We start from the raw sequence: 20,659 nt of genomic DNA, 5'->3' as shown, positions 1-20,659 counted from the left end.
GCGAACGATTGGTGCGATCAGGCCCTGGAGGCCGGATCGTCCTCCACGGCGGCGCGGGAGGGAATGGCGGCGGGGGAGCGCACGGGAGTGTCCGCAGGTGCGTCGGTGGATGTGCCGGTGGCCACGACGTCCTCGCCCTCGACGGGTTCGCGGCCCGGCGTCGGCAGGTTGAACCGCACGATCGCGAACCGGAAGATCACGTAGTAGAGCGCGGCGAACGCGAGCCCGATGGGGATCAGGAGCCAGGGCTTGGTGGCGATGCCGTAGTTGACGACGTAGTCGATCGCGCCCGAGGAGAAGCCGAAGCCGTCCCGGATGCCCAGGGCGTAGCAGACCGCCATGGAGACGCCGAACAGGACGGCGTGGATGGCGTACAGGAGCGGGGCCACGAACATGAAGCTGAACTCGATGGGTTCGGTGACGCCGGTGACGAACGAGGTCAGCGCGACCGAGATCATCATGCCCTTGACCATGGTGCGGTTCTCGGGCCGTGCGGTGTGCGCGATCGCGAGGGCCGCCGCGGGCAGCGCGAACATGTAGATCGGGAAGCCGCCGGTCATGAACTGGCCGGCGCTCGGGTCGCCCGCCAGGAAGCGCGCGATGTCGCCGTGGACCTCGGCGCCGGTCTGCGGGTTGACGTAGGTGCCGGCGTCGAACCAGGGGAAGACGCTGAAGAAGTGGTGCATGCCGATCGGGATCAGCGCCCGGACCACCAGGCCGAAGATGCCCGCGCCCCAGGCGCCGGTGCCCACCAGCCACTCGCCGAAGTGGTAGAACCAGCCGCCCACCGTCGGCCAGATGACGCCGAAGACGATGCCCGTGCCGACGCCCGCGAAGGCGCACAGGATCGGCACCAGCCTGCGGCCGCCGAAGAAGCCCAGCCATTCGGGGAGTTTGGTCCGGCTGAAGCGCTGGTAGAGCAGTGCGGCGATGAGGCCCATGACGATGCCGCCGAAGACCTTGGCGTCCAGCGGCTTGCCGTCCACGCCCTTGGGGAAGGCGTCGCTGGCGAGGACCGCCTTGAAGACGAGGTAGCCGACCGCGGCGGCGAGCGCCGTGGAGCCGTCGGCCTTCTTGGCGAAGCCGATGGCCACGCCGATGGCGAAGAGCAGCGGCAGATAGTCGAAGACGGTCTGGCCGCCGGCGGCGAGGACGATGCCGAACTTGCGGATGAGTTCGGGGAAGTTCTCGCGGCCGAGCAGGTCGGGGCCGCCCAGGCGGACCAGGAGCGCCGCGGCGGGGAGGGTGGCCACCGGAAGCATCAGGCTGCGCCCGATGCGTTGCAGGACCGCCATAACACCGGCGCCGCCGCGCTTGTTGCCGGCGGCCTTCCCTTGAGCCGTACTCATCCGTCTTCCTCCATCGTGCAAGCGGTCCCGTGGCCATCCAGGGGCGTGGCCATCGGGCCGGTCGGCCGCCGGTTCTCGCCGGGAGCCGCAGCCCAAAGGTATGCAGTGGTATTCGAGTGGTCAATAGTGGTCTGCTCGGATTTTCTCGCGATGACCTAAGGCCCGGGGCGGTGGGCCCGTGCGCTGCGACGGGATCAGTGGTATGCGGTGGTATGCTCCGACGATCCCGCTGGAGGTTTCCGATGAGCGCCGACGCCACCCCCGCCCGCCCGACCCCCTTCCCGGAGCGGGGCAGCGGACCGGCCCCCCTGTGGGCCCAGACCGCCCGGCTGATCCAGGACGAGATCGAGCGGCGCGGCCTCACCCCGGGCGCCCGGCTGCCGGCCGAGCGCGAGCTCGGTGAGCGGCTCGACATCTCCCGGGTCACCCTGCGCAAGGCGCTCGCCCATCTCGTCGACCAGGGCCTGGTGACCGCCTCGCACGGGCGCGGCTGGTTCGTGGCGGCGCCCGTGGCGCCCCGCGAGTGGCCCAACGACCTGGAGTCGTTCACCGCGACCGCCCGCCGCAAGCACATGCGCCCCAGCTCCCTCGTGCTGCACCAGGAGCTGCGCCCCGCCACACTGGACGACGCCGACCGGCTCGACGTGCCGGCCGGCGCCCCGCTGCTGCGCCTGGAGCGCGTTCGGCTGCTCGACGACGTACGCATCGCCGTCGACCGCACCCTGCTCGTCGCCGCGTTCGCGCCGGGCCTTGAGGAGGTCGACTTCACCGCGGCCTCGCTCTTCGCCGAACTGCACGCCCGCGGCGTCGAGTTGGACCGCTCCGAGACCACCATCGAGGCGCGCGGAGCCGGCCCCGGGCTGGCGGAACACCTCGCCATCGCGCCGGGTTCGCCCGTGCTCGCCCTCGACCAGACGATCTACGCGCGGGACCAGCGTCCCGTGCTGCTCTCGACCGTCGAGTACAGCGGCGACCGCTACCGTCTGCGCACCACACTCCAGCCACGCTGACACGCCCCCGCGGCCCGGAGCGCCGCCGTTGGGCGCGACCGGCAGGGCCGTACGTCCCGCGTGCGCCCGCGCGGGACGTACGGCCCTGCCGGAGGACCCGCCCCGCGGCACCGCACGCGGCGGCCGGCCCGCGACGTGGTCGACGCCCGCGTTCACCATTCGTTGACCGGACGTTGATCAGCACCCGGCAGCGTGAACGGCATGCTGAACGACACCGTGACCACAGGCCAGGAACTCGCTTGGCAGGAGACCGCGTTGTGCGCCCAGGCGGGGCCCGAGTTCTTCTTCCCCGCCCCCGGCAGCTCGACCCGGGAGGCCAAGCAGCTCTGCGGGGCCTGCGAGCAACGCAAGGCCTGCCTCGAATACGCCCTGGCCAACGACGAGCGGTTCGGGGTGTGGGGAGGCCTGTCCGAGCGGGAGCGGCTGACGCTGCAACGCGCCCGGCAGCGCTGAGAGTTCACCCCGAACCCGCCAGTCCGCCGTCGAACGCGCCGGAGCGTGCGACGGCCCCTGGCGTCGCGCCGCCCCTGCGGTCCATGCTGGCCCCGCGATCACCCAGCGCGGGGCCCCGGCCGACCATGCCTCCCCGCGTCCATCAACTGCGGTGAAATGGGGCAGAGTTGAGCACTCGCGAAGCAGCGGGCGACGCGCGGTACGACTACATCGTGGTGGGCGCCGGATCGGCGGGGTGCGTCGTCGCGGCGCGCCTCTCGCAGGACCCCACGGTCCGGGTGGCCCTCATCGAGTCCGGGCCGCGCGACCGCAGGAGCGAGATCCGCGTTCCGGCGGCCTTCCCCAAGCTCTTCAAGACGTCCTACGACTGGCACTTCACCACGGCCGAGCAGAAGGAGCTGGGCGGCCGCGAGCTGTACTGGCCGCGCGGCCACACCCTGGGCGGCTGCTCCTCGATCAACGCCATGATGTGGGTGCGCGGCCACCGCGACGACTACGACGCCTGGGGCGCGGCAGCCGGGCCCCAGTGGTCCTACGACCGGCTCGTACGCCACTTCCGGCGCGCCGAACACTGGACCGGGCCCGTCGCCGAGGGCGGCACGGTCCACGGCGAGGACGGGCCGCTCTTCATCTCGCCCCAGCGCGACCCGAACCCGACGACCGCCGCGTTCCTGGCCGCCTGCCGGGCATCGGGCCTGCCCGAACTGCCCGAGCTCAACGGCCCGGACCACTCCGGCTGCGCGATCACCCCGGTCAACCAGTACCGCGGACGCCGCTGGAGCGCCGCGGACGGCTATCTCGCGCCCGCCGCCCGCAGGCCCAACCTGGACGTCCTCACCGGGGTCCGGGTGAACGGCCTGTGGTTCGAGGGCACCCGGGTCGCCGGGGTCACCGCCGAGGGGCGGCCGGGGCCGCTCACCGCCCGCCGCGAGGTGATCCTCAGCGCGGGCGCCATCGGCTCGCCCCACCTGCTCATGCTGTCCGGCATCGGCGACCCCGAGCGGCTGCGCGCCGCGGGCATCGCCGTGCGGGCCGCCTCACCCGAGGTCGGCCGGCACCTCCAGGACCATCTGTCGTACGGGGTCACCGTGCGCTGCCCCCGCCCCGTCACCCTCACCGGCGCCGACTCGGCCGCCAACGTGGCCCGCTACCTGCTGCGCCGCCGGGGCCCGCTCACCACCAACGTCGGCGAGGCCGTCGCGTTCCTGCGCACCGACCCCCAACTCGCCGCCCCCGACATCGAGTTGGTCTACGCGCCGGGCCCGTTCATCAACCACGGTCTCACCCCCGTCAGGGAGCACGGGCTCACCATCGGCGTGGTCCTGCTCCAGCCCGCGAGCGAGGGCCGCGTCGACCTGGCGGGCACCGACGTGTCGACCCCGCCCCGCATCGACCCCGGCTACCTCACCGCCCCCGAGGACCTCCCCCGTCTCCTGGCCGGCATCCGCAGGGCCGAGGAACTCTTCGCGGGCACGGCCCTCGCCCCGTACGTCTCCGGTCCGATGGCGCCCTATCCGGGCCCGGTCGACGACGAGCGGCTCGCCCGGAGCGTCCGGGAGGGCGTCGAGACCCTCTACCACCCGGTCGGCACCTGCCGGATGGGCAGCGACGAGGGCTCGGTCACCGACCCCCGGCTCCGGGTCAGGTCGGTGACGGGGCTGCGCGTCGTGGACGCCTCGGTCATGCCGCGCATCACCCGCGGCCACACCCACGCGCCCACCGTGGCGATCGCCGAGCAGGCCGCCGAGATGATCCGCCAGGACGCCCGCTGAACACGCCGGGCCGGCACGGGTCCTCCCGTGCCGGCCCGGTGCCGTCGCCCGCGGGTCAGCCGCGGGCGGCCATCCGCGCCTTGCGCGCGGCGAGCTTCTCGTCGAACTTGGCGGCCTCGCGGTCGAGCCCGCCCATGTACAGGCCGAGCTCCTCCTGCGCCTTCAGGCCCTCGGGGCCGAGCCCGTCGATCTCCAGGACCTTGAGGTAGCGCAGGACCGGCTGGAGCACGTCGTCGTGGTGGATGCGCATGTTGTAGACCTCGCCGATCGCCATCTGCGCGGCCGCCCGCTCGAAGCCCGGCATGCCGTGACCGGGCATCCGGAAGTTCACCACGACGTCGCGCACCGACTGCATCGTCAGGTCCGGGGCGATCTCGAAGGCCGCGCCCAGCAGATTGCGGTAGAAGACCATGTGCAGGTTCTCGTCGGTCGCGATCCGCGCCAGCATCCGGTCGCACACCGGGTCGCCCGACTGGTGGCCGGTGTTGCGGTGCGAGACCCGGGTCGCCAGCTCCTGGAAGGCGACGTAGGCGACCGAGTGCAGCATCGAGTGCCGGTTGTCCGACTCGAAGCCCTCGCTCATGTGGGCCATGCGGAACTGCTCCAGCTTGTCCGGGTCCACCGCGCGGGAGGCCAGCAGGTAGTCCCGCATCACGATGCCGTGACGGCCCTCCTCGGCGGTCCAGCGGTGCACCCAGGTGCCCCAGGCGCCGTCGCGGCCGAACAGCGAGGCGATCTCGTGGTGGTAGCTGGGCAGGTTGTCCTCGGTGAGCAGATTGACCACCAGGGCGATCTTCCCGAGGTCGGTGACCTTGGACTGCTGGGGGTCCCAGGCCTCCCCGTCCTCGAAGAAGCCGGGGAAGTTGCGTGCGTCCGACCACGGCACGTAGTCGTGCGGCATCCAGTCCTTGGCGACCTTGAGGTGCCGGTTGAGCTCCTTTTCGACTACCTCTTCCAGCGCGAACAGCAGCCGGGCGTCGGTCCACGCGTCCGAACTGCCGAGGTGGGGAGAAGTGATCGTCACGGGGGTGCTCCAGGGGGACGGAAACAGGGGACGGCAGGCTTACCTACGCAAACGTAGGTTACGAGACCGTAGGTTAAGGCGGCCGTAAGCCCCAGCCAAGCCCGCCTTCCCCTTCGTCCGATTACGTTCTGCTATATCCGCAGGTCGCCCACGAGGAACGAGAGGCAAGTCACCTCCTTCGGCCGGGCGGAAGCGAGGGCTGGGGCCAATCGGATCTCGACCGGCCCCAGCCCCTCGCCTCTTCGCCTAGCGCCCGCTCGGGCCGCCCCGCACCTCCTCCGCCGAGGTGCCGGTGAGCTCACCGTCGAGCAGCAGCCAGCGGGTGACGCCGATCGACTCCAGGAACGGCACGTCGTGGCTCGCCACGATCAGTGCGCCCTCGTAGGCGTCGAGCGCGGCCTGGAGGGCGCGCACGCTCGCCATGTCCAGATTGTTCGTGGGCTCGTCCAGCATCAGGAGCTGTGGCGCGGGCTCCGCGAGGAGCAGTGCCGCCAGCGCCGCCCGGAAGCGCTCTCCGCCCGAGAGCGTCCCGGCCGGCTGGGCGGCCCTTGCCCCCTTGAACAGGAAGCGGGCAAGGCGGGCCCGGATGGCGTTGTCGGTCGCGCCCGGTGCGTAGCGCGCCACGTTCTCCACCACGCTCAGCGCGTCGTCGAGCACATCGAGGCGCTGCGGCAGGAACCGCAGCGGCACATGGGCCACCGCCTCGCCCGCCACCGGCTCCAGCTGCCCGGCGAGCGTGCGCAGCAGCGTCGTCTTGCCCGCTCCGTTGCGGCCGACCAGCGCGATCCGTTCCGGTCCGCGCACCTCGAACTCACCCTCCACCCGTGCCCCGTAAGGGAGTTCAAGCTCACGCAGGGTCAGCACGGAGCGGCCCGGGTGCACCTTGGTGTACGGCAGCTCGATACGGATCTCGTCGTCGTCGCGCACCGCCTCGACGGCCTGGTCGAGCCGCTCGCGCGCCTGGTCGAGCCGTTCGCTCTGCAGGATGCGGTGCTTGCCCGCGGAGACCTGCGCCTCGCGCTTGCGGTTGTTCGCGACGATCCTCGGCACCACCTTGTTGTCGTAGCTCTTCTGCCCGTACCGCTGGCGCCGCGCCAACTTGACGTGGGCGTCCGACAGTTCGCGCTTCTGGCGCTGCACATCGGCCTCGGCCACCCGGACCATGCGCTCGGCCGCGTCCTGCTCGGCCCGCAGCGCCTCCTCGTAGGCGGTGAAGTTGCCGCCGTACCAGGCGAGTTGGCCCTCGCGCAGATCGGCGATGCGGTCCACCCGGTCGAGCAGTTCACGGTCGTGACTGACCACCACGAGCACTCCGCTCCAGGCGTCGACCGCCGCATAGAGGCGCTGACGGGCGGGCAGGTCCAGGTTGTTGGTGGGTTCGTCGAGCAGCAGGACGTCCGGGCGGCGCAGGAGCAGCGCGGCGAGCCGCAGCAGCACCGACTCGCCGCCCGAGACCTCGCCGATCGTCCGGTCCAGGCCGATCGAGCCGAGGCCGAGCTGGTCGAGCGTCGCCCGGGCCCGCTCCTCGACGTCCCAGTCGTCGCCCACCGTCTCGAAGTGCCGCTCGTCGACGTCGCCGGCCTCGATGGCGTGCAGCGCGGCGCGGACCCCGTCGATCCCGAGGGCCTGGTCCACCCGCAGGGCGGTGTCCAGGACCAGGTTCTGCGGCAGGTGCCCGACCTCGCCGGTGATCTTGATGCTGCCCTCGCTCGGCGTGAGGACACCGGCGATGAGCTTCAACAGGGTTGACTTCCCTGACCCGTTGAGGCCGACGAGCCCGGTGCGGCCGGGGCCGACGGCGAGCTGGAAGTCCGTGAAGACATCGGTGCCGTCCGGCCAGGCGAAGGACAGCGCGGCCGAGCTGATCTGAGGGGGGAAGGTTGACATACGGGTCTCCCGGTTGCGGAGGAGGAAGGGTGGCAACGGGGGTTCTGAGACACCGCTCAGGGCAGGAAAAAGGCCCTGGTCGTGATGGGGGACATCGCTCGGAGGCAGAGGTCACACCGGGACGCGCGACACGGAAGGGAGTGCGCGAAACGGTGTCTCAGGGGCCTCAGACGAGCAACGTCCTACTCCGATCGACGACAACAGGGCCAGTCACGAAGCTACGCCGCCGTCGAGCGGTCCCGCAAACCATTTAACGGCGATCCGGCCGTTCGACGGCCGCGGGGGACGGGGCGCGCGGGGAACAGCCGCGCGGGGAACGGGCGCGGAACCGCGCTGGGGGCAGCCGGGGGCAGGGGCCAGGAGGCGTGGCGCATCGCCGCGACCGGGCAGGAGCGGAGGCGGTGCGCAGGGAGTCGGGTTCGCGGGTCGGGGGGCCGGTGGTTCTTCGCCGGGCGGTTCAGCAGGCGTCGCGCAGCAGCGCGGCGAGGTCACCGTCCATGTCGAGGTGCTGGTGTTCGCGGCCGGTCGGCACCAGGTGCTGGGCGCGCTTGAGGAAGCGGCGCACTTCGGAGGTCCGGATGTGGACCATGGCGACACCCTCACGGGCGTGGAATTCGAGGACCGTGCGGTCGTATCCGTACGGCCGGACCCGGACGTCGCCCACCCCGGCGGCCGCCTCGACGCCCACTTCGAGCAGCTCGCGGGCGAACTCCCAGGAGACCTCGGTGCCTTCGAGGGTGGCGGGCGCGGGGAACGCCATGTGCACGGCGAAGGGGTCATCGGGGTCGTAGCGCAGCGTCGCGGGCACGGTTTCCATGCGGGGCGCGGACGCGATGAGGCGCACCTGGACGGGCTGCTCGATGACGGTGGACAAAGCCCAGCTCCCTCAACCTCGGGGGTTCTCTCCTGCCGCCCGGAAAGACGTCGAAATTCAGCGTTCCGTGCACCGGAGGTTCACGTGACCTGTGTCACTGCCCGGGCGGCGGGTTCGGCGCACCATCCGGATTGCTCGTAATAGGCCTGATTCCCCCTCTCACGGCAGCCACACGGACTCGTGCCCGCCTCTTGTGGCTCAATTTTTTCGGTCGCCACGAGCCCGTACGACCTCGGGCGCCGTACGCGTCGGAGGGTGCGCGGTGCGACTCGCGTACGCCTCGAAGCCCGGCACCCGGGGGCCCGTGGCGTAGGCACCCTGGACGGGTGGGGCGCGCTGGGGCTAGCTTCCGACGCCATGAGGTCCATGGGGAAGACGAGACGCGTGCTGTCGGTGGGGCTGGGTGCGATGGCGCTCGCGGCCGCGACGACCGTGCCGGCCCAGGCGCTGGCGCACGGACAGGGGCACGGCGCGGTGACGTGGCAGGTGAAGGACACCGGGACCGATGCCCGGTTCCGGGGGCTGGCGGCGGTCAGCCGGTCGACCGCCTGGGTGGCGGGCACCCGGGGGACGGTCCTGCGGACCTCCGACGGCGGCCGCACCTGGAAGAACGTGTCGCCGGCCGGTGCGGGGGACCTGGAGTTCCGGGACATCGAGGCCTTCGACGGGCGGCGCGCGGTGGTCCTCGCGATCGGTGAGGGCGAGGCGTCGCGGGTCTACCGCACGGAGGACGGCGGGACCACCTGGAGCGAGTCGTTCCGCAACACCGACCCGAAGGCGTTCTACGACTGCCTGGCGTTCTTCGACCCGCGGCACGGCCTCGCGATGAGCGACCCCGTCGACGGCAAGTACCGCATCCTGTCCACCGCGGACGGCGGCCGCTCCTGGAACGTCCTGCCGAACCGGGGGATGCCCGCCGCCGAGACCGGCGAGGCGGGGTTCGCCGCGAGTGGCCAGTGCCTGGTCGCCTCCGGGCCGCGGGACGTCTGGCTCGCCACCGGCGGCGGTGCGACCGGCCGCGTCCTGCACTCCTCGGACCGCGGGCTCACCTGGACGGCCGCCGAGTCCACCATCCCGGCCGGCGACCCGGCCCGCGGCGTGTTCGGCCTTGCCTTCCGCGACCGTACGCACGGGCTCGCGGTGGGTGGCGACTACCGGGCGGACCAGCCGTCGCCCCGGGCCGCCGCCGTCTCGGGCGACGGCGGCCGCACCTGGCGCCCCTCGTCGGCCCCGGTCGCGGCCTATCGTTCGGGCGTCGCCTGGCTGCCGCACACGCGCTCGGCCGCGCTCGCCGTCGGGCCGACCGGCACCGACCTGACCCGCGACGGGGGCCGGACCTGGCGGACCGTGGACACCGGTTCCTACGACACGGTCGACTGCACGGACGACGGCGCGTGCTGGGCGGCGGGGGAGCGGGGCCGGGTGGCCCGGCTGGGCCCGTCGGCCTCCTCGGCCTCCTCGGCCCCCACCGGTCCTCCGGCCGACTAGCGGGGCAACTGCTCCTGGAAACCGGCGAGTTGGGGCGCCACCTTGGTCGCGCGAAACTCGGTGATCCGGTAGGTGCAGAGCTCGTTGACCAGGAAGGGGTCGGTCGCGGCGAGCTGCTCGATGGCGGCGCGGTCGTCCCCGACCGCCAGGATCACGCCGCCGTCGCGCGGCTCCTTGCGCCCGGAGGCGATGAAGGTGCCGGCCTCGTACTGCGCGTCGAGCCAGCCGACATGGTCGGCGAGGAGCGCGTCCACGCGGTCGAGGGGGGCGGTGTAGGTCAGCTCAAGTATGAACATGATCGCCAGGCTAGCCCTCCCCGGCGTGCGGGGTGGTCGCCCCCTGTGCGGGTGCGGGCTGCGCTCTTCGTGCGGCTCCGCGCGTGACCGGCCGCGCGGGGTTTGCGGGCGTGCTGCTTGCCCCTGCGGGTTTCCTCTGCGGGGCGTGTGCTTGCGCGAGTGGTCCGTCGAGTGCGGCCCCTCGGTGGGCTGTTCGCGCAGTTCCCCGCGGGAACGCGTCGTCGGTGGGCCGGGCCCGGCCCGGGCGGGGTGGCCTACGCTGAGGCGTCATGGAGATCATCACGGGGGTTCCGGAAGGGTGGCCCGGCGACGAGGCGGCCGCGCTCGCCGTGCAGGACGAACTGCGCGGCAGGGTCGTGCTCGACGAGCCGGGGCCGGTGCCCGGCGCGGGGCTCGTCACCGGTGTGGACGTCGCCTACGACGACGAGCGGGACCTCGTCGTCGCGGCCGCCGTCGTCCTCGACGCCGCGACCCTGGAGGTCGTGGAGGAGGCCACCGCCGTGGGCAGGGTGGCCTTCCCCTATGTGCCGGGTCTGCTCGCGTTCCGCGAGATCCCCACCGTGCTCGCCGCCCTGGAGCGGCTCGACTCCGGCCCGGGGACGGTGGTCTGCGACGGATACGGCCTCGCCCACCCCCGCCGCTTCGGCCTCGCGAGCCATCTCGGCGTGCTCACCGGGCTGCCCGTCATCGGCGTCGCGAAGAACCCGTTCACCTTCCGCTACGACCAGCCGGGCCCGCGCCGCGGCGACAGCTCCCCGCTGCTCGCCGACGACGGCGCCGAGGTCGGCCGCGCGCTGCGCACCCAGGACGCGACGAAGCCCGTCTTCGTGTCGGTCGGCCACCGGGTGAGCCTCGAAGGGGCCTGCGCCCACACCCTCGAACTCGCCCGGCGCTACCGCCTCCCCGAGTCCACCCGGCACGCCGACTCGCTGTGCCGCAGGGCGCTCAAGGAGGCTCAAGCGGCCGCCGCCTGAGCCCAGTCGGGTCCCGGCCGGGACCGTGGCTCGGGCCCCGGCCGGGACCGCGGCGGCGATCAGCGGGTGTCGGCCACCCGGAAGCGCATGCCCGCGGCCCGCAACCGCTCGGTCAGGGCCGCGCCCATCGCGGTCGCGGGCGTCAACTGACCTGCCATATCCGGCAGTTCGTCGAAGGCGAGACTGAGCGCTCCCTCGGCGAGGATCTTGGCCGTCTCGTCGTAGCCGGGGTCGCCGCCCGACACCTCGGTGAAGACCCGCCGCCCGCCGCCCTCGCCGACGAAGCGGACGGTGAACCAGCTGCGCCGGCGCCGCGCCTCGTCCGGCCCGTTGCCCGCCTCGTAACGTCCCATCAACCACTGCCGTGCGGGCGGCAGTTGAGTCACCGCGGCGACGGCGCCCACCGCCGCCACCCCGCCGATCGCCACCGGAAGGTGCTTGACCGCGGCGAAGTGCCGGTAGCGGAAGTCCGGCCCGTAACGGTCGTCGGCCGTCGCCGAACGAGCGATGATCTGCGGATCGATCGTGGGCATGGGCAGCGCCCAGGTGCCCGTCTCCTTGCTGAAGTGCGGGGCGCCGAGCGGCGCGCGGGTGCGCCGGCCCACCAGACGCGGCTCGTGCAGCCGGCGCTCGCGGGCGGCCCGAGCGGTCTGCGCGCCCCGGCCGATGGCGGTCAGCGCGGAGGCCAACGTGCCGCCGGAGAACGTCGCGTTGGTCCGTACGAAGCCGTCGATCCGCAGCGGCACCCCGGCCGGGAGCTGCCGCACGGTGAACCGGACGCCGAGGTCGTGCGGCACCGAGTCGAAGCCGCATGCGTGCACCAGACGCGCCCCGCGCTCGCGGGCCCGTGCGTCATGGCGTACGTACATCGTGTCCACGAACTCCGGCTCGCCGGTGAGGTCGAGATAGTCCGTGCCCGCGTCGGCGCACGCCTCGACCAGGCCCTCGCCGTACCAGACGTAGGGGCCGACGGTGGTGGCCACCACCCGCGCCGACTCGGCGAGCGCGCGCAGGGAGGCGGGGTCGGTCGAGTCGGCGGTGAGCAGCGGCAGGGTGGCACAGGCCGGATTGAGTTCCGCGAGGCGCTCGCGCAGCCGCTCCAGCTTGGTGCGGTTGCGGCCCGCGACGGCCCACCGGCAGCCCTCCGGTGCGTGGGTCGCGAGATATTGCGCGGTCAGCGCCCCGACGAAGCCCGTCGCGCCGAACAGCACGATGTCGTAAGTGCGCTTCGAGGGTTCCACCGTGAGCCTCCGCGGGTCCGCTGCCAGGTTGCCGTCGGCCGATGCCGGGTTGTGAGGCTAGCGTGCGGCCCGCGGTCGGGGCACCCGGGTCACCGTCGGGCGCGGGCAAGCCCGGCGTATCGGGGCAACCGGTGGCGCGGTGTCGCCCGTCCGTGCTGAGCGGTTGCTCATGGGGGCTTGTGCGGAGTGGAACGTGTTCTTAGCATCATTGATGTTACATCAGTTGTGTCACAGTGCTGGGGGCTTGATGACAGCGACAGGAACCGGCCCGCTCGCCGGGGTGCGCGTGGTCGAGCTGGCGGGAATCGGGCCGGGCCCGTTCGCCGCCATGCTCCTCGCCGACCTCGGCGCCGACGTGGTGCGCGTGGACCGTCCGGGCGGTGCCGGCCTCGGCGTGGACCCGGCGTACGACCTGACCAACCGCAACAAGCGCTCCGTGATCGTCGACCTGAAGGCGCCCGAGGGGCCGGGCCTCGTCCTCGACCTCGTCGAGCGCGCCGACATCCTCATCGAGGGGTACCGGCCCGGCGTCGCCGAGCGTCTCGGCGTCGGGCCCGAGGACTGTCTCGGCCGCAACCCCCGGCTCGTCTACGGGCGGATGACCGGCTGGGGCCAGGACGGGCCGCTCGCCCAGCGGGCCGGGCACGACATCGCGTACATCGCCATCACCGGCACCCTCGGCATGATCGGCGGCGCGGACGGCGGCCCGGTCGTCCCGGCCAATCTCGTCGGCGACTACGCGGGCGGCTCGCTGTACCTCGTCATCGGGGTGCTCGCCGCGCTCCAGCACGCGCGCGGCGGGGGAACGGGGCAGGTGGTGGACGCGGCCATCGTGGACGGGACCGCCCACCTCGCCACCATGATCCACGGCATGCTGGCGGCGGGCGGCTGGCAGGACCGGCGCGGCGCCAACCTGCTCGACGGCGGCTGCCCCTTCTACGGCACCTACGAGACCTCCGACGGTCAGTACATGGCGGTCGGCTCCCTTGAGCAGCAGTTCTACGACGAGTTCGTCCGCCTCCTCGGCATCGCGGACGTGGCCCCCGCCCGCAAGGACCTGGCCCGCTGGCCGGAGCTGCGCACCACCATCGCCGAACGGTTCCGCACCAGGACCCGTGAGGAGTGGACGGCCGTCTTCGAGGACTCGGACGCCTGTGTGGCACCCGTCCTGTCCCTCAAGGAGGCGCCCCACCACCCGCACCTCGCGGCCCGCGCCACCTTCACCGCGCACGGCGGCATGACCCAGCCCGCGCCGGCGCCCCGCTTCTCCGCCACCCCCGGCTCCGTCCACCGGCCCCCGGCCCTGCCCGGCGCCGACACGGCGGACGTCGCCCGCGACTGGGACCTTCCGGCGCTCACCCCGGGCCCGGCGTCAACTTCCGTACAGGAGGCTTGAGTTGAAACGGCAGATCTTCAGTGCCGAGCACGAGGCGTTCCGCGAGACCGTCCGCACCTTCCTCGCCAAGGAGGTCCTGCCGCACTACGAGCAGTGGGAGAAGGACGGCATCGTCTCGCGGCAGGCGTGGCTGGCCGCCGGAAAGCAGGGACTGCTCGGGCTCGCGGTGCCCGAGGAGTACGGGGGCGGCGGGCAGGACGACTTCCGCTACAGTGCCGTCCTCGCCGAGGAGTTCACCCGGGCCGGGGCGGCCGGCCTCGCGCTCGGCCTGCACAACGACATCGTCGGGCCCTATCTGACCGGCCTCGGCACCGAGGAGCAGAAGCGGCGCTGGCTGCCCGGCTTCTGCGACGGCTCGCTGATCACCGCCATCGCCATGACCGAACCGGGCGCGGGGTCCGACCTCCAGGGCATCCGCACCACCGCCGAGGACAAGGGCGACCACTGGCTCCTGAACGGCTCCAAGACGTTCATCTCCAACGGCATCCTCGCCGACCTGGTCGTGGTGGTCGCCAGGACCACCCCCGAGGGCGGCGCCAAGGGACTGTCGCTCATCGTCGTGGAGCGCGGCGCCGAGGGCTTCGAGCGCGGCCGCAACCTCGACAAGATCGGACAGAAGGCGCAGGACACGGCCGAGCTGTTCTTCCACGACGTACGGGTCCCGAAGGACAATCTCCTCGGCGAGCTCAACGGCGCCTTCATCCATCTGATGACCAACCTCGCACAGGAGCGGATGGGCATCGCGGTCGCCGGAATCGCCGCCGCCGAACACCTCCTGGAGATCACCACGAGTTACGTCAAGGAACGCGAGGCCTTCGGCCGGCCACTGTCCAAGCTCCAGCACATCCGGTTCGAGATCGCCGAGATGGCCACCGAGTGCGCCGTCACGCGCACCTTCCTCGACCGCTGCATCGTCGACCACTCGGCCGGGGAGCTGGACGCCGTGCACGCCTCGATGGCCAAGTGGTGGGCCACCGAACTGCAAAAGCGCGTCGCGGACCGCTGCCTCCAACTCCACGGCGGATACGGCTACATGACCGAGTACCGGGTCGCCAAGGCCTTCACGGACGGCCGCATCCAGACGATCTACGGCGGCACCACCGAGATCATGAAGGAGATCATCGGCCGCTCCCTCCTCGGCTGACCCGGCCGGTACCTGCTCGCCCGCCCCCGGCCGGTCCCCGCCCGGCCGACCCGCTCCCCGGAACCACCCTCATCCGAAAGGCCCTGACGTTGAGCACCGAAGCGTATGTGTACGACGCGATCCGCACCCCGCGCGGACGCGGCAAGGCCAACGGCGCCCTGCACGGGACCAAGCCGATCGACCTCGTCGTCGGCCTGATCCACGAGATCCAGGCACGCTTCCCGGGCCTGGACCCGGCCGCCATCGACGACATCGTGCTCGGCGTCGTCGGCCCGGTCGGCGACCAGGGCTCCGACATCGCCCGCATCGCGGCGATCGCCGCCGGGCTGCCGGACACGGTCGCGGGCGTCCAGGAGAACCGCTTCTGTGCCTCGGGCCTGGAAGCGGTCAACATGGCCGCCATGAAGGTCCGTTCGGGCTGGGAGGACCTCGTCCTCGCGGGCGGTGTCGAATCCATGTCGCGGGTCCCGATGGCCTCCGACGGCGGCGCCTGGTTCGCCGACCCGATGACCAACTTCGACACCAACTTCGCGCCGCAGGGCATCGGCGCCGACCTCATCGCCACCGTCGAGGGCTATTCGCGGCGCGACGTCGACGAGTACGCGGAGCTGTCCCAGGAGCGGGCCGCCGAGGCGTGGAAGGACGGCCGGTTCGCGCGGTCCGTCGTGCCCGTCAAGGACCGCAACGGCCTCGTCGTCCTCGACCACGACGAGCACATGCGCCCCGGCACCACCGCGGACTCCCTCGCGGGCCTCAAGCCCTCCTTCGCGGGCATCGGCGAGATGGGCGGCTTCGACGCCGTGGCGCTGCAGAAGTACCACTGGGTGGAGGAGATCAACCACGTCCACCACGCGGGCAACTCCTCGGGCATCGTGGACGGTTCGGCCCTCGTCGCCATCGGCTCCAAGGCGGTCGGCGAGCGGTACGGGATGACCCCGCGGGCCCGCATCGTCTCCGCGGCCGTCTCCGGTTCCGAGCCCACCATCATGCTGACCGGCCCCGCGCCCGCCACCCGCAAGGCGCTCGCCAAAGCCGGTCTGACCATCGACGACATCGACCTCGTCGAGATCAACGAGGCCTTCGCCGCGGTCGTGCTCCGTTTCGTCAAGGACATGGGCCTCAGCCTCGACAAGGTCAACGTCAACGGCGGCGCCATCGCCATGGGCCACCCGCTCGGCGCGACCGGCGCGATGATCCTGGGCACCCTCGTGGACGAACTGGAGCGCCGTGACCTGCGCTACGGGCTCGCCACGCTGTGCGTCGGCGGCGGCATGGGCATCGCCACCGTCGTCGAGCGTCTCTGACCGTCCTGTTACGGCATCCCCTCATACGGACCCCTACGGAGATTTCAGCAATGACGAAGAGCACGACCATCCGCTGGGAACAGGACGAGACCGGCGTCGTCACCCTCGTACTCGACGACCCCAACCAGTCCGCCAACACCATGAACCAGGCGTTCAAGGACTCCATCGCGGCCGTCGCGGAGCGCGCGGAGGCCGAGAAGGACTCCATCCGGGGCATCATCTACACCTCGGCCAAGAAGACCTTCTTCGCGGGCGGCGACCTCAAGGACATGATCCAGGTCGGCCCCGAACTCGCCCAGCAGGCCTTCGACACCGGCACCGCCATCAAGGCGTCGCTGCGCCGCATCGAGACCCTGGGCAAGCCCGTCGTCGCCGCCATCAACGGCGCTGCTCTGGGCGGCGGTTACGAGATCGCTCTCGCCTCGCACCACCGCGTCGCCCTGGACGCGCCCGGCTCCAAGATCGGCCTGCCCGAGGTCACCCTCGGCCTGCTCCCGGCCGGTGGCGGCGTGACCCGCACCGTACGCCTCATGGGCATCACCGACGCCCTGCTCAAGGTGCTGCTCCAGGGCACCCAGTACTCCCCGCAGCGCGCCCTGGAGAACGGCCTCGTCCACGAAGTGGCCGCCACCCCCGAGGAGATGATCACCAAGGCGCGCGCGTTCATCGACGCCCACCCCGAGTCCCAGCAGCCCTGGGACGTCAAGGGCTACAAGATCCCCGGCGGCACCCCGTCCAACCCGCGCTTCGCCGCCAACCTGCCCGCGTTTCCGGCCAACTTGAAGAAGCAGCTCCAGGGCGCGCCCTACCCGGCGCCGCGCAACATCCTGGCCGCGGCCGTGGAGGGCTCCCAGGTCGACTTCGAGACCGCTCTCAGGATCGAGGCCCGGTACTTCACGGAGCTGGTCACCGGGCAGACCTCGAAGAACATGATCCAGGCGTTCTTCTTCGACCTCCAGGCCGTCAACTCCGGGGTCAGCCGCCCCCAGGGCATCGAGCCGCGCCCCGTCCGCAAGGTCGCCGTCCTCGGCGCCGGGATGATGGGCGCCGGCATCGCGTACGCGTGTGCGCGGGCCGGCATCGAGGTCGTCCTCAAGGACGTGTCGACCGAGGCCGCCCAGAAGGGCAAGGCGTACTCCGAGAAGCTCCTGGCGAAAGCGCTCTCACGCGGGCGCACCACCGAGGCCAAGCGCGACGCGCTGCTCGCCCTGATCACCCCGACCGCCGACCCTCAGGCGCTCGCGGGCTGCGACGCCGTCATCGAGGCGGTCTTCGAGGACACCGCTCTCAAGCACAAGGTGTTCCAGGAGATCCAGGACATCGTCGAGCCGGACGCGCTCCTGTGCTCCAACACCTCGACGCTGCCCATCACCGGCCTCGCCGAAGGCGTCTCGCGCCAGGCCGACTTCATCGGCCTGCACTTCTTCTCGCCGGTCGACAAGATGCCGCTGGTCGAGATCATCAGGGGCGAGCGCACCGGCGACGAGGCCCTGGCCCGCGCCTTCGACCTGGTACGCCAGATCAAGAAGACGCCGATCGTCGTGAACGACTCGCGGGGCTTCTTCACCTCGCGCGTGATCGGGCACTTCATCAACGAGGGCGTCGCGATGGTCGGCGAGGGCATCGAGCCCGCCTCCGTCGAGCAGGCGGCGGGGCAGGCCGGCTACCCGGCCAAGGTGCTGTCGCTGATGGACGAGCTGACCCTGACCCTGCCGCGCAAGATCCGCAACGAGACCAGGCGCGCCGTCGAGGAGGCGGGCGGCGTCTGGCCCGGCCACCCCTCGGACGCGGTCATCGACCGCATGGTCGACGAGTTCGGCCGCCCCGGGCGCAGCGGCGGCGCCGGATTCTACGAGTACGGCGAGGACGGCAGGCGCGGCAAGCTGTGGCCGGGCCTGCGCGAGCACTTCACCAAGCCCGGCTACGAGATCCCGTTCGAGGACATGAAGGAGCGGATGCTCTTCTCCGAGTCCCTGGACACCGTCCGCCTCTTCGAGGAGGGCGTCCTCACCTCGGTCGCCGACGCGAACATCGGCTCCATCATGGGCATCGGGTTCCCCGCCTGGACCGGCGGCGTCATTCAGTACATCAACGGGTACCAGGGCGGCCTGTCCGGCTTCGTGGCCCGCGCCCGTGAACTCGCCGAGCGCTACGGAGAGCGCTTCCAGCCGCCCGCGCTGCTCGTGGAGAAGGCGGAGAAGGGCGAGACGTTCAAGGACGCGTAAGCGCTCCGTGGGACGCCGGGTGCTTCATCCGCGGCCCGATGCGGGCCGGTCGCGGCGTTCCCCTTTCGGGGCGCGTTGCCGAGCCCGTGGCGGGCGCCCCGGGAATCACTTCCCGGGGCGCCCGGGCGCGGCCGGTCCGGTCGGTCCGCCCGCGGAGCCGAAGGCCGCCCGCAGCTCCTCCTTGAGGGAGCGCTGGAAGGCGGTGACGAGGGCCTGGAGCACCATCGGCTGCATGTGCGCGGAGAGCGATTTCATCGCCTCGACGTGATCGGGGTCCGACTCCCGCTCCCGGTACGGGTTCCAGACCTCGTCGCGGAAGAGCCGGGTCAGCTCGTGCGCGGCCGAGCGGGTGTGCTCCATAAGCACCGTGCGGGCCGCCAGGATCGTCTCGTGCGCGATGGGGACGTCCAAGAGCTGCACGCCCAGCGCGAGCAGGCCGGGATCGACCCGGAAGGTGTCGGGGGAACCCGCGATCCGTTCCAGGACGTTCATCGCGGCGAGCCGGTCGATGTCGGTCGCGGTCAGCGCGCGCCCGGCCCGCCGCTCCAGCTCCGCGAGGCTCGCGTCGTCCGCCGAGTCCGGAGCCCAGGACGCCACCACGGCCCGGTGGATGGCCAGGTCGTGGGCGCTCAGGTCGGCCGGCAGCTGCTGGAGGTAGCGCTCGATCGCGGCCAGCGTCATCCCGTGGTGCTGCAACTCCTCGATCAGCGCGAGCCGGGACAGGTGGGCGGGCCCGTAGTGGCCGACCCGGCGCGGCCCGATCACCGGCGGCGGCAGCAGACCCCGGGTGCTGTAGAAGCGGATGGTGCGCACGGTGACGCCGGCCCGCGCGGCCAGTTCGTCAACCGTGAGTGTCGGCTCCTCGGTCTCCGTCGCCATGGCAGTCCCTCGCCTCCCCGGTGGTTCCCGGCCGCCCGCGTGCGCGGCCGATCCGGTGCAACAGTATTGCTGTCTCACCAGCACTGCTCAATATGCCGGGGGCCCCGAAGATCGGCACGGCTGCGGCGCGCGGCACCGCGAGGCCCCGGCCGGCCGGTGGGTACCGGTCGGCCGGGGCCGGGTGTCGCGATGGGCGCGGGGGCGGCTGCCGCGGCGGGTGCCGGGCCGGTCAGTCGGTCCGTCCGGCCTGCAGCGGGTAGTGGTCGCTCAGGTCGGTGTAGGTGTAGTCGGTGCCCCAACTGCTCACCGTCCAGGGCGCGGTGGGCTCCTGCACCACCTTGTTGTTCCAGCCCGACGGGCGGGCGTGACCGGCCAGGTGCAGGACGTAGTCCAGGTCCTCGCTCGGGTCCGTGGGGTAGCGGTAGCGGGCGATCGAGTTCTCGGAGGTGTCGAAGGAGTACGCGTGCCCGGTGCGCGAATCGGCGCCCACCAGGCCGCTGTTGGCGAGCATCGAGGCGTACTCGGGGCCGTGCGAGTCCACGTTGAAGTCACCCGCGACCATGACCTCCTCGCTCGCCGGGATGTTCTTCGCGTCCAGGAAGGCCTTGATCGCCTTGAACTGTGCGGCCCGGTCCTTGACCGCCTCGCCCGCGCCGCACCCGGAGTCCGTCGACTGGGTGTGGGTGCCGACGATGTGCACCTTGGTGCCGTTGACGTTCAACACGGCATAGACGAAGCCCTTGTTGGACCACCAGTCGGAGCCGCAGGCGTCCTTGTAGACGTACTGCTCCTTGTGCAGGATCGGCCACTTGCTGAGCAGCGTGACGCCGCCGTCCTCGGGGGTGGTCGAGGAGTACGAGCCGCCGGTGGCGTCCCAGCCGTCCTTGCTCCGGCCCACGACCGGCGTCTGGTACGGGTACTGGGCGGCGGCGTTCCGCTTCAGCGCGTCGGACGCGGAGTTGTCGAAGGCCTCCTGGAGCACGACCACGTCGTTGCCCTGGAAGAAGGGCGCGGCGGGGATCGCCTGCGCCCGGTGGTCCTGGCCCCAGTTCGGGTACAGGCTCTGGCTCATCAGGAACGTGTTGTACGTCAGCACCTTCAGCCGGGGCGGCTCTGCGGCGGCCGCCGTGGCGGGGGTCGCGGCCGTCAGGGCTGCGGCTGCGAGCGCGGCGGCGAGGACCGCCCCGTGGACCCGGCGGTGCGAGGAGTGCGGCACGTGAACTCCTGTGTCTGGAGTGGGGATTTGGACCGGCGCGCACATCAAAGCAGCTGCGGTTACCTAGAGGTAACCTCCGTGCGCCCACTGTCTTACCCCTGTCGTACGATCACGAGTACGAATGCTC

Annotated in this window: 17 protein-coding genes; 9 read left to right on the top strand and 8 right to left on the bottom strand. The window is 71.9% G+C overall.

Features of this window, described 5'->3' with window-relative positions; genetic code table 11:
* Positions 1-17: 17 nt before the first annotated feature.
* The gene (locus IE267_RS17430) at positions 18-1,349 is read right to left on the bottom strand and encodes a PTS transporter subunit EIIC (protein WP_167152311.1); all 1,332 of its coding nucleotides are present in this window, start codon (positions 1,347-1,349) and stop codon (positions 18-20) included.
* Positions 1,350-1,591: 242 nt separating this feature from the next.
* Between IE267_RS17430 and IE267_RS17425 the strand changes: the two genes are divergently transcribed.
* The 3 genes from IE267_RS17425 to IE267_RS17415 all read left to right on the top strand — a co-directional run bounded on the left by IE267_RS17425 (position 1,592) and on the right by IE267_RS17415 (position 4,584).
* On the top strand, positions 1,592-2,359 hold the full coding sequence (locus IE267_RS17425; RefSeq protein ID WP_161251500.1) for a GntR family transcriptional regulator: 768 nt from the start codon (positions 1,592-1,594) through the stop codon (positions 2,357-2,359).
* A 201-nt stretch (positions 2,360-2,560) separates the two neighbouring features.
* On the top strand, positions 2,561-2,812 hold the full coding sequence (locus tag IE267_RS17420) for a WhiB family transcriptional regulator (RefSeq protein WP_161255495.1): 252 nt from the start codon (positions 2,561-2,563) through the stop codon (positions 2,810-2,812).
* A 167-nt stretch (positions 2,813-2,979) separates the two neighbouring features.
* Positions 2,980-4,584, top strand: coding sequence for a GMC family oxidoreductase (locus IE267_RS17415; protein ID WP_189763848.1), 1,605 nt, complete (start codon positions 2,980-2,982; stop codon positions 4,582-4,584).
* A gap of 55 nt (positions 4,585-4,639) precedes the next feature.
* Here IE267_RS17415 and IE267_RS17410 read toward each other — a convergent pair whose 3' ends face one another.
* The 3 genes from IE267_RS17410 to ssgD form a co-directional block, all read right to left on the bottom strand.
* Complete coding sequence (locus tag IE267_RS17410; protein WP_161247625.1) at positions 4,640-5,608, bottom strand: acyl-ACP desaturase; 969 nt, start codon at positions 5,606-5,608, stop codon at positions 4,640-4,642.
* A 246-nt stretch (positions 5,609-5,854) separates the two neighbouring features.
* A complete protein-coding gene (locus IE267_RS17405; protein WP_189763847.1) occupies positions 5,855-7,495 on the bottom strand; it encodes an ABC-F family ATP-binding cassette domain-containing protein in 1,641 nt (546 codons plus the stop codon).
* Between the two features lie 457 nt (positions 7,496-7,952).
* Positions 7,953-8,369 carry a spore wall synthesis regulator SsgD gene (gene ssgD, locus IE267_RS17400; protein ID WP_161247621.1) on the bottom strand — a complete coding sequence of 139 codons (417 nt, stop codon included), beginning with the start codon at positions 8,367-8,369 and terminating at the stop codon, positions 7,953-7,955.
* 357 nt (positions 8,370-8,726) lie between these two features.
* Here ssgD and IE267_RS17395 point away from each other — a divergent pair, with 357 nt between their 5' ends.
* Positions 8,727-9,857, top strand: a complete 1,131-nt coding sequence (locus tag IE267_RS17395) for a WD40/YVTN/BNR-like repeat-containing protein (protein ID WP_373304560.1) — start codon at positions 8,727-8,729, stop codon at positions 9,855-9,857.
* On the opposite strand, the gene IE267_RS17390 is transcribed toward IE267_RS17395, so the two are convergent.
* On the bottom strand, positions 9,854-10,153 hold the full coding sequence (locus tag IE267_RS17390; RefSeq protein ID WP_167152301.1) for a YciI family protein: 300 nt from the start codon (positions 10,151-10,153) through the stop codon (positions 9,854-9,856). The two genes, IE267_RS17395 and IE267_RS17390, sit on opposite strands and share 4 nt — an antisense overlap.
* Before the next feature lie 269 nt (positions 10,154-10,422).
* Between IE267_RS17390 and IE267_RS17385 the strand changes: the two genes are divergently transcribed.
* The gene (locus IE267_RS17385; protein ID WP_167152299.1) at positions 10,423-11,127 is read left to right on the top strand and encodes an endonuclease V; all 705 of its coding nucleotides are present in this window, start codon (positions 10,423-10,425) and stop codon (positions 11,125-11,127) included.
* A gap of 59 nt (positions 11,128-11,186) precedes the next feature.
* Here IE267_RS17385 and IE267_RS17380 read toward each other — a convergent pair whose 3' ends face one another.
* The gene (locus IE267_RS17380; RefSeq protein WP_189763845.1) at positions 11,187-12,368 is read right to left on the bottom strand and encodes a saccharopine dehydrogenase family protein; all 1,182 of its coding nucleotides are present in this window, start codon (positions 12,366-12,368) and stop codon (positions 11,187-11,189) included.
* A 211-nt stretch (positions 12,369-12,579) separates the two neighbouring features.
* Here IE267_RS17380 and IE267_RS17375 point away from each other — a divergent pair, with 211 nt between their 5' ends.
* The 4 genes from IE267_RS17375 (at position 12,580) to IE267_RS17360 (ending at position 18,437) form a co-directional block, all read left to right on the top strand.
* Complete coding sequence (locus IE267_RS17375; protein ID WP_189763844.1) at positions 12,580-13,764, top strand: CaiB/BaiF CoA transferase family protein; 1,185 nt, start codon at positions 12,580-12,582, stop codon at positions 13,762-13,764.
* 1 nt (position 13,765) lies between these two features.
* On the top strand, positions 13,766-14,908 hold the full coding sequence (locus IE267_RS17370) for an acyl-CoA dehydrogenase family protein (protein WP_161247930.1): 1,143 nt from the start codon (positions 13,766-13,768) through the stop codon (positions 14,906-14,908).
* 89 nt (positions 14,909-14,997) lie between these two features.
* On the top strand, positions 14,998-16,212 hold the full coding sequence (locus IE267_RS17365; protein WP_189763843.1) for an acetyl-CoA C-acetyltransferase: 1,215 nt from the start codon (positions 14,998-15,000) through the stop codon (positions 16,210-16,212).
* Between the two features lie 50 nt (positions 16,213-16,262).
* A complete protein-coding gene (locus tag IE267_RS17360) occupies positions 16,263-18,437 on the top strand; it encodes a 3-hydroxyacyl-CoA dehydrogenase NAD-binding domain-containing protein (RefSeq protein ID WP_189763842.1) in 2,175 nt (724 codons plus the stop codon).
* Positions 18,438-18,542: 105 nt separating this feature from the next.
* On the opposite strand, the gene IE267_RS17355 is transcribed toward IE267_RS17360, so the two are convergent.
* Both IE267_RS17355 and sph read right to left on the bottom strand, forming a co-directional pair.
* Positions 18,543-19,316, bottom strand: a complete 774-nt coding sequence (locus IE267_RS17355; protein ID WP_167152288.1) for a MerR family transcriptional regulator — start codon at positions 19,314-19,316, stop codon at positions 18,543-18,545.
* 229 nt (positions 19,317-19,545) lie between these two features.
* Positions 19,546-20,532: a sphingomyelin phosphodiesterase gene (gene sph / locus IE267_RS17350; RefSeq protein ID WP_229861282.1), complete on the bottom strand. Its 987-nt coding sequence runs from the start codon at positions 20,530-20,532 to the stop codon at positions 19,546-19,548.
* Positions 20,533-20,659 lie beyond the last annotated feature (127 nt).

It is taken from the genome of Streptomyces xanthochromogenes, from assembly GCF_014650455.1.
Classification (GTDB): domain Bacteria; phylum Actinomycetota; class Actinomycetes; order Streptomycetales; family Streptomycetaceae; genus Streptomyces; species Streptomyces xanthochromogenes.
This window is presented reverse-complemented; position numbering and strand designations above follow the sequence as displayed.